Below are 8,507 nucleotides of genomic sequence, written 5' to 3'. Positions count from 1 at the left end.
ACCTCGTCAGCGGGGGCGGGGCACCTCCTGCTCAGGAGGTGCCCCGCCCCAGTCGTGGCTCAGCCGATTCCGGCTCAGTAATGGCTCTGGACCACCGTGTTCGTGTCGACCCAGTTGTAGATCCACTGAGCCTCGGAGACCGGCATGTTGACGCAGCCGTGGGAACCGGAGTACCCGAAGCTGGAGCGCCACCCCGCACCGTGGAAGGCGTAGCCGCTGTAGAAGTAGCTCACCCAGGGGACGTCCTCGGCGACATAGGGCGATCCGTCGGCGTTCTCCCCGCGCATGGTCTGGGACTCGTACTGCAGGTAGACCTTGTAGGTGCCGGTCACCGTCGGGGTCTCGGCGGCACCGTCCACAATGGAGACCGGACCGTGCACGACGGTTGCGCCCTCGTAGGCGGTCACCGTCTTGTTCGACAGGTTGAGGTCGACCCACTTCTCACCCGGAGCGGCCTGGTAGGGCAGGTTCTCCGCACCCGCGGCGATGGTGCGCTCCTTCCACTCGGCCTTGACCGCCGTCGTCTCGAAGGTGCCGGTGTAGGCCTTGTCGCTGCCGAAGGACTCGGTGATCGACTTAGCGACGGTGTCGGCATTATTGACCGTCTTGCCGTCCTTGGCCTCCGTCGGGGTGGAGACCACCTTCCCACTGGCGTTGACGTTGCGCTGACCCGTGACGGGCTCGACCTTGGCCTCCTCGGCCTGTGCCTGGACCCACTGCGAGACCTTCGCGGAGTCCACGGCAATGGTGGGTGCGGATTCGGCCGAGTTGGTGACCTTGATCCACGAGGCCTTGTCGGTGTTCTCCGCCGTGTAGGAGTCCTCATCCAGGGTGATGGTGACGTCCTGGGAGACCCAGTTGTTGGCCTTGTCGGCAACCTTCTGGGCCTCGTCGTCGGAGACCTTCGGTGCGGCATCCGTCATTGTCAGGGAGACGGACGACGAGCCCAGGGATGTGGCGGCCTTCTGCGCGGCCTGCTCCAGGGCGTTCACGTCCAGCGAGGCGCCATTGGAAGCGCTCGTGGTTGAGAACGTCGTGCCGTCCTCACTGAGCACCACGGTGGCGTTACGCGCCTTGGCGCGGTCCTCGGGGATGAGGGAGGTGGCATAGCTGCTCACGGTGGTGGTGTTGGTGGTGGTGACCACCGGGACCTCTCCCTTGGAGACCAGGGCCTGGAGCTTCTCGCCGAGCGAGTCTCCCCGCGCCATGACGGCGTCGGCGGTGGCCTGGGCGTCCACGGTGGTTCCCAGGTCGGCCAGGGAAGCGCTGGCGGTGACATCACCGGAGATGTCGACCTTGGCGCTCTTGGCGCGGTTCTCAATGGCGGCGACCACCTGCTCGCGGCTCTTGCCGGAGACGTCGGTTCCGGCCACTGTCGTCCCAGGAACGGCTCGTCCGTCGTAGTGCGCGGCGTAGGCATAGCCTCCCGCGCCGACGACGCCCAGCAGGAGGAGCGCAGCGGCTGCGACACCCAGCGGCCAGCGACGACGGCGTCGGGGCTCGTCCAGGTAGGACTCCTCGTCCGAGTGCGGAGGTACTGCGAAGGCGGATACCGCCGGGGCCGCTGGACCGGTAAAGGCGGCCGAGTCGGAATCGGCGTCGTCCGTGGTGGCAGGGCCTTCGGTCCCGGTGCTGCTCTCGGGGGCCGGCTGGTACTGCAGCTCGTTGTCCGTTCCCGGAGCGGCGACCGCGGACGGGGCCACCACCTCGATCTCCTCGGTGCTGCCCATGTCCTCGTTCATATCGTCCGAGTCGGTGCTGGTGGAGCGCTCATGCGGTGCCGTGTTGTTCGCAGCCGCATGGAAGACAGATTGGCGGCGCACACCTGCGGGCTCTTCGTAGGGTGTGCTGAGCACCGGGTTCTTGCTCGATGAGGCTTCTCCCTGGTGCTGGGCACCAGTGGGGGAAGTGTTGCTGCTCATGCGTCCTCGTCCCTCGACCGGTTGCCCCTGGCTGTGGCGGGGCGCGGTCGAAATCCAGTTGTCCGTCCGACCTCCGGAAGGCCCAACGTCCTGAAGGTCCGGTCCAAGGGCTGCTCCCGGTCCTACCCGCCCAGTGCGCCAGCACTGGCCCTGGTAGGCCGTCAGCAACCCGGTGCTCACCATGACATCGGTGAAACGAGGGGATGTCAATCATCTTCGAGGATGACGCGCTGTGAGATCGCACGAATCCGGTCTCAGTTTCGTTTCCGCTGGAATTCCGGGGCTCGAAGGCCATCCTTCACCTTCCGCCCCCGGATCGTCCATGGGGACCTGTCCCCGTTGTCGGTCCTGTGTCGCCGTGATGCGACGGCAGTTCGGCCGGGCCCGGCTAGACTCCACACCATGTCTGCTATCTCCACTGATGAGGTCGCACGGGTTGCGGCACTGGCTCGGGTTGCGCTGAGCGATGAGGAGGTGACGCGACTGGCCGGAGAGCTGGATGCGGTCGCCTCCTCCTTCGCCCGGGTTACCAGCGTGGTCTCGCCCGACCTTCCGGCCACGTCCCACCCCGTGCCCCTGACCAACGTACTGCGCGAGGACGTCCCGGCTCCCACGCTCGACGTCGATGAGCTTCTGGCCGGAGCGCCGGCCTCTGAGGACTCCATGTTCCTCGTGCCACAGATCCTGGGGGAGGACTCCGCCTCATGAGCAGTACTCACGCTACCGGACTGGCCGGCCTCATCAGGAGTAGTGCCGCCGATCAGGCGGCGGCCCTGGCTGCCCGGGAGGTCTCCTCCCGCGAGCTCACCCAGGCCCACCTGGACCGTATCGCCGCCGTCGACGGCGCCGTGGGGGCCTTCCTCGATGTCGACGCCGAGCGCGCCCTGAGCCAGGCCGACGCCGCCGACGCCGCCCGCAAGGAGGGCCGGACGACCAACGAGCTGACCGGCGTGCCGGTGGCCGTCAAGGACCTCATCGTCACCCGTGGTCAGGTCACCACCGCCGCCTCTCGGATCCTTGAGGGCTGGGTGCCGCCCTACGACGCCACCCTCGTGCGCAACCTGCGCGCCGCCCACGCCCCGATCCTGGGAAAGACCAATCTCGACGAGTTCGCCATGGGCGGCTCCACCGAGCACTCCGCCTTCGGGCGCACCGCCAACCCCTGGGACCTCGGGCGCATCCCCGGAGGCTCTTCGGGCGGCTCCGCGGCCGCCGTCGGTGCCTATGAGGCCCCGGTGGCCGTCGGCACTGACACCGGGGGCTCGATCCGCCAGCCCGCGGCCGTGACCGGGACGGTCGGCGTCAAGCCGACCTACGGCACGGTCTCGCGCTTCGGCGTCATCGCCATGGCCTCCTCCCTCGACACGCCCGGCCCTATGGCCCGTACGGTGCTGGATGCAGCACTGCTCCACGACGTCATCGCCTCTCACGACCCGCTGGACTCGACCTCGCTGTCGGACGCGCCGCGAGGCATGGCGGCAGTCGTGCGCGCCGCTCAGGAGGGGCGGGACCTGACCGGTCTGCGGGTCGGCGTCATCTCCGAGCTCGACGGCGGCGAGGGCTACCACGACGGCGTCGTGGCCTCCTTCCACGCCGCTCTGAAGCTGCTCGAGGCAGCAGGCGCGCAGGTGGAGACCGTGTCACTGCCGCACCTGGAGTACGCGCTGGACGCCTACTACCTCATCATGCCGGCCGAGGCCTCCTCCAACCTGGCCCGGTACGACGGGATGCGCTACGGATTGCGGGTCGAGCCGACGTCGGGCCCAGTCACCGCCGAGACCGTCATGGCGGCCACCCGTGGGGCGGGCTTCGGTGACGAGGTCAAGCGCCGCATCATCCTGGGCACGCATGTGCTGTCGGCCGGCTACTACGACGCCTACTACGGCTCGGCCCAGAAGGTGCGCACCCTGGTGCAGCGCGACTTCGACGCCGCCTGGGACAAGGCGGACGTCCTCGTCTCGCCCACGGCCCCGGTCACGGCCTACCGCTTCGGGGAGAAGGACGACCCGTTGGCGATGTACAAGCTGGACGTGACCACGATTCCGGCCAACCTTGCCGGGGTTCCCGGCATGAGCCTGCCCTCGGGCCTGAGTGACGACGGGCTGCCGGTGGGCTTCCAGATCCTGGCGCCGCAGCGAGCCGACGACCGGCTTTACCGTGCCGGAGCCGTGCTGGAGGCAGCGCTGGAGGAGACATGGGGAGCGCCGCTGCTGTCTCGCGCGCCCGAGCTGGAGGAGACACGATGAGTGACACGCTGATGGACTTCGACGAGGCCGTTCGCCGCTACGACCCGGTCCTGGGACTGGAGGTGCACGTCGAGCTGGGGACCGTGACCAAGATGTTCGACGCCGCCCCCAACGTCTTCGGCGCCCAGCCCAATACGATGGTAACCCCCACGTCGGTGGGACTGCCCGGGGCGCTGCCGGTAGTCAACGCCCGCGGGGTGGAGTACGCCATCCGCATCGGGCTGGCCCTGGGATGCGAGATCGCCGAGTCCTGCCGCTTCGCCCGGAAGAACTACTTCTACCCGGACCTGTCCAAGGACTTCCAGACCTCACAGTCCGATGAGCCCATCGCCTTCGACGGGGCGCTGGAGATCGAGCTGGAGGACGGATCCTTCTTCACCATCCCGATCGAGCGGGCCCATATGGAGGAGGACGCCGGTAAGAACACCCACATCGGAGGCGCCGACGGCCGCATCGAGGGCGCCAGCCACTCCCTGGTGGACTACAACCGTGCCGGTGTGCCGCTGGTGGAGATCGTCACTCGCCCCATCGAGGGTGCGGGTGCCAAGGCCCCTCAGGTCGCGGCCGCCTACGTGCGCACGCTGCGCGACATCTTCCGGGCGCTGGGGGTCTCCGAGGCGCGCATGGAGCGCGGCAATGTGCGCGCCGATGTCAACGTCTCCCTGCGCGAGTCGCCGGACGCGCCGCTGGGTACCCGCACCGAGACCAAGAACGTCAACACCTTCCGCGGAATCGAGCAGGTCGTCCGCTACGAGATCCAGCGACAGGCGGCCATCCTGGCCGCCGGGGGAGAAGTGCTTCAGGAGACCCGCCACGGTCAGGCCGACGGCACCACCCGCGGCGGTCGCGTCAAGTCCGACGCCGATGACTACCGTTACTTCCCCGAGCCGGACCTCGTGCCGGTGGCGCCCAGCCGGGAGTGGGTCGAGCAGATCCGCGAGGGCCTGCCGGAGATGCCGGCGGCCAAGCGCCGTCGGCTCAAGGTCGAGTGGAGCCTGAGCGATACCGAGATGCGCGACGTCGTCAACGCCGGGGCTCTGGAGCTCATTGAGGCCACGGCCGCCGCGGGAACCACCGGCCAGGCCGCCCGTAAGTGGTGGATGGGGGAGCTCTCCCGCACCGCCAAGGAGCAGGAGATCGGTTTGGAGGACCTGCCGGTCGCACCCGAGCAGATCGCCGATCTGCAGGCACTGGTCGACTCCGGGCGTCTCACTGACAAGTTGGCTCGCCAGGTCCTTGAGGGGGTTCTGGCCGGGGAGGGTGATCCCGAGGCCGTGGCTGCTGCTCGAGGCCTGGAGGTCGTCTCCGATGACTCCGCCCTGCTGGCGGCCGTGGATGAGGCTCTGGCGGCGAATCCGGACGTTGCCGACAAGATCCGTGGTGGCAAGGTGCAAGCGGCCGGTGCCATCGTCGGTGCCGTCATGAAGGCGACTCGCGGCCAGGCGGACGCCAAGCGCGTGCGTGAGCTGGTCATGGAGCGCGTCCAGAGCTGAGACCGGCTTGACGATTGAGCTGATCATCTGAGCCGACTGTCCGCCACACCGGTCCCCTCGCGCTGAGGGAGGCTGATCTCGCCCGGCCCGTTCCCCCTGGCTGCCGCCAGAGGGGGAATGGGCCGGGTTTTCGTCGTCGGGAGCTCCGGAGGAGACGGGCGGTTGGACGCCTCTTCGTGTGAGACCCCTCCCAGCAAGCGGGTGGAATGCCTGCGAGCGAGCATTGGCGTCTCACTATCCGGTCGACTTAGGACCGTCATTCGGCTAGGAGGCGGTCGATGGGGGATAGGCTCAGAGCACTTCATCTCAAGCCCCTCGCCTGTCCCACAAGGAGTGCCCATGGTTCAGCCCAGTCCCAGTTACACCGTTGCTCTGTACCTCGAGGTGCCGGCCTCCCAGAAGGCGGTAGCCCGTCTGGTCGACACCGCCACTGCGACTGGCGCCATCGTCACAGGCGTCGACGTGGCCGACGCCGATGGTGACAAGCTCACCGTCAACCTCACTGCCGACACTCGCGACTCCAAGCACCGCAACGAGCTCGTCGCCAAGCTCGAGGAGATCGACGGCGTCGTCGTTCGCAATGTCGGCGACTCGACCTTCCTGACCCACGTCGGCGGCAAGATCGAGGTGGCCGGCAAGTACCCGATCCACAACCGTCGTGACCTGGCCCGCGTCTACACTCCCGGAGTGGCCCGTGTCTGCAAGGCCATCTACGACCACCCCGAGCGCGCCCGGATGCTCACCATCAAGAAGAACACCGTCGCCGTCGTCACCGACGGAACCGCGGTCCTGGGGATGGGGGACATCGGCCCGTCCGCCGCCATGCCCGTCATGGAGGGCAAGGCCGTCCTGTTCAAGCAGTTCGGCAACGTCGATGCCTGGCCTGTTGCCCTGGATACCAAGGATCCAGAGGAGATCATCGCCATCGTCAAGGCCATCGCCCCTGCCTACGGGGGCATCAACCTGGAGGACATCGCCGCGCCCAAGTGCTTCGACATTGAGGCTCGCCTGCGCGAGGAGCTCGACATCCCCGTCTTCCACGACGACCAGCACGGTACTGCCATCGTGACCCTGGCCGCCCTCATCAACGCCTTGAAGATCGTGGGCAAGAGGATCGAGGACGTGCGCATCGTCCTGTCCGGCGTCGGTGCTGCTGGCAACGCCATCGCCAAGCTGCTCATGGCCCACGGTGCCACCGATATCGTGGGCTACGGGCGTACCGGGGCCCTGTCCGCAGCGGACACCGAGGGCATGAACGAGCACCGCAAGTGGCTCGCGGAGAACACCAATCCGCGTCAGGTGACCGGATCCCTCAAGGAGGGCCTCAAGGGCGCCGACGTCTTCATCGGTGTCTCATCGGGCAACCTGCTCGAGCCCGAGGACCTGGCCGTCATGAACGACGGCGCCATCGTCTTCGCCATGGCCAACCCGATCCCCGAGGTCGACCCGATCCGGGCCGCCGACTACGCCGCCGTCGTAGCGACTGGGCGTTCTGACTTCCCCAACCAGATCAACAATGTGTTGGCCTTCCCCGGACTTTTCCGGGGCCTGCTGGATACCGGTATCACCGACATCTCCACCGAGCTGCTGCGGGCCGCCTCCACGGGGATCGCCTCGGTGATCGCCGATGACGAGATCAGCCCCGTGTACATCATCCCCGGTGCCTTCGACACCCGGGTTGCCGATGCCGTGGCTAAGGCGGTGCGCAAGTTCGCTGAAGCGGAATAGGGACCGGTACGCTTCGAGTGACGTGGAAAGGGGCGTGCAGCACTAGTAGGTGCTGCACGCCCCTTTCCGTACTCGATACTTGGCCCGAGCTCGCTCGTCAGTCTGACGACGTCGGTGACATCAGCGCAGCCAGGAGTCGCCGACCAGGCGTGACCACCATGTGCCCAGCCCCAGGGTGTCGCCGGCCCGCGTCAGCGCGAACAGGATGGTGGACAGAGCCAGAACCCAGTGGAGATCGACCAGGGGATTGGTTGCGGCGTTGTCGGTGCCTCCGGTACCGATGGGCCACAGGGCCAGATACATCGAGACCATGAGTGCTGAGGCCGCGATGGCACTCACCTTGAGTCCGATACCCAGTGTCAGGGCAACGCCGACCCCAAGCATTCCGGCCATGAACAGCCAGTCACCGACAGGGTTGGCGACCAGCTCGAAAACGCTCCCGAAGGGGCTGTTGGCCGCCACGCCCTTGATGAAGCCCTGGGCGGGCTGGCCCCCGTTGATCCAGGCCATCTGGCGAGGTGTGGAGAATCCGAGGCCGAAGGCCTTGTCCAAGAAGGCCCACAGGAAGAAGAAGCCGACGACGATCCGCATGGTGGCCAGCACGATACGAGCCGCTGGGCTTGTCACGATGTCGGATCCGGAACGAAGGCGCATAGCGCCATGGGTGGAGGCAGGCACGGGAGGTGCTCCTTAGTGATCGCTGGGGTCCGATTCCGGACACCAGAAAGTTGAAACGTAAACTGACCTGTCGATCGTAGCGCGCAGGTTGCTCGGCGGGTACTGATGAACGGCGGGGTGTCGGGGTGGTGATCCCATGCGATCGGCGAAGATGCTGGAACGGCAGCGAAAGGTTGATGTGTCTCGGATCATGGTGTTCTGGTTTGACGCCCATGGGGCGAACCTGCCTAAGGTACAGCCCGCTGCCGAACGGCCGGGCTTCGCGTCAGGCCCTTCAGTGGTTGCTTCACTCTGGCGAGAATGCCGAAAGATGTGATCGGGAACAATGTTCGCGAGGTTGACATCGGACGGCGGATCTCCTAGATTGGTGGAGTTGCTCGCCAGGGCAAGGTTAAGTCGCGAGGCTTGACCGATATCTGGCTGGGTGTGTTGTTTGAGAA

At 67.0% G+C, this 8,507-nt stretch carries 6 protein-coding genes; 4 read left to right on the top strand and 2 right to left on the bottom strand.

Annotated features, from left to right (window positions below; translation table 11 throughout):
- Positions 1-74: 74 nt before the first annotated feature.
- The gene (locus BKH33_RS07875) at positions 75-1,922 is read right to left on the bottom strand and encodes a L,D-transpeptidase family protein (RefSeq protein ID WP_076069724.1); all 1,848 of its coding nucleotides are present in this window, start codon (positions 1,920-1,922) and stop codon (positions 75-77) included.
- A 402-nt stretch (positions 1,923-2,324) separates the two neighbouring features.
- Between BKH33_RS07875 and gatC the strand changes: the two genes are divergently transcribed.
- The 4 genes from gatC to BKH33_RS07855 all read left to right on the top strand — a co-directional run bounded on the left by gatC (position 2,325) and on the right by BKH33_RS07855 (position 7,389).
- Entirely contained in the window at positions 2,325-2,630 is a 306-nt protein-coding gene (gatC, locus tag BKH33_RS07870; protein WP_003782460.1) for an Asp-tRNA(Asn)/Glu-tRNA(Gln) amidotransferase subunit GatC, read from the top strand.
- A complete protein-coding gene (gene gatA / locus BKH33_RS07865; RefSeq protein ID WP_003782469.1) occupies positions 2,627-4,168 on the top strand; it encodes an Asp-tRNA(Asn)/Glu-tRNA(Gln) amidotransferase subunit GatA in 1,542 nt (513 codons plus the stop codon). Before gatC ends, gatA begins: the two co-directional genes overlap by 4 nt.
- Positions 4,165-5,661 (top strand): Asp-tRNA(Asn)/Glu-tRNA(Gln) amidotransferase subunit GatB, encoded by a 1,497-nt coding sequence (gene gatB / locus BKH33_RS07860; protein WP_003782455.1) that lies wholly within the window; start codon positions 4,165-4,167, stop codon positions 5,659-5,661. The genes gatA and gatB overlap by 4 nt, the downstream gene beginning before the upstream one ends.
- 339 nt (positions 5,662-6,000) lie before the next feature.
- Positions 6,001-7,389: an NAD(P)-dependent malic enzyme gene (locus BKH33_RS07855; RefSeq protein ID WP_003782456.1), complete on the top strand. Its 1,389-nt coding sequence runs from the start codon at positions 6,001-6,003 to the stop codon at positions 7,387-7,389.
- 120 nt (positions 7,390-7,509) lie between these two features.
- Here the strand turns inward: BKH33_RS07855 and BKH33_RS07850 are convergent, their stop codons facing one another.
- On the bottom strand, positions 7,510-8,067 hold the full coding sequence (locus BKH33_RS07850) for a hypothetical protein (protein WP_003782465.1): 558 nt from the start codon (positions 8,065-8,067) through the stop codon (positions 7,510-7,512).
- Positions 8,068-8,507: the final 440 nt, after the last annotated feature.

Source organism: Actinomyces naeslundii, assembly GCF_001956585.1.
Lineage (GTDB): Bacteria > Actinomycetota > Actinomycetes > Actinomycetales > Actinomycetaceae > Actinomyces > Actinomyces naeslundii.
Note: the sequence above shows the minus strand (reverse complement) of the source record. Positions and strands in the feature narration are given on the sequence as shown.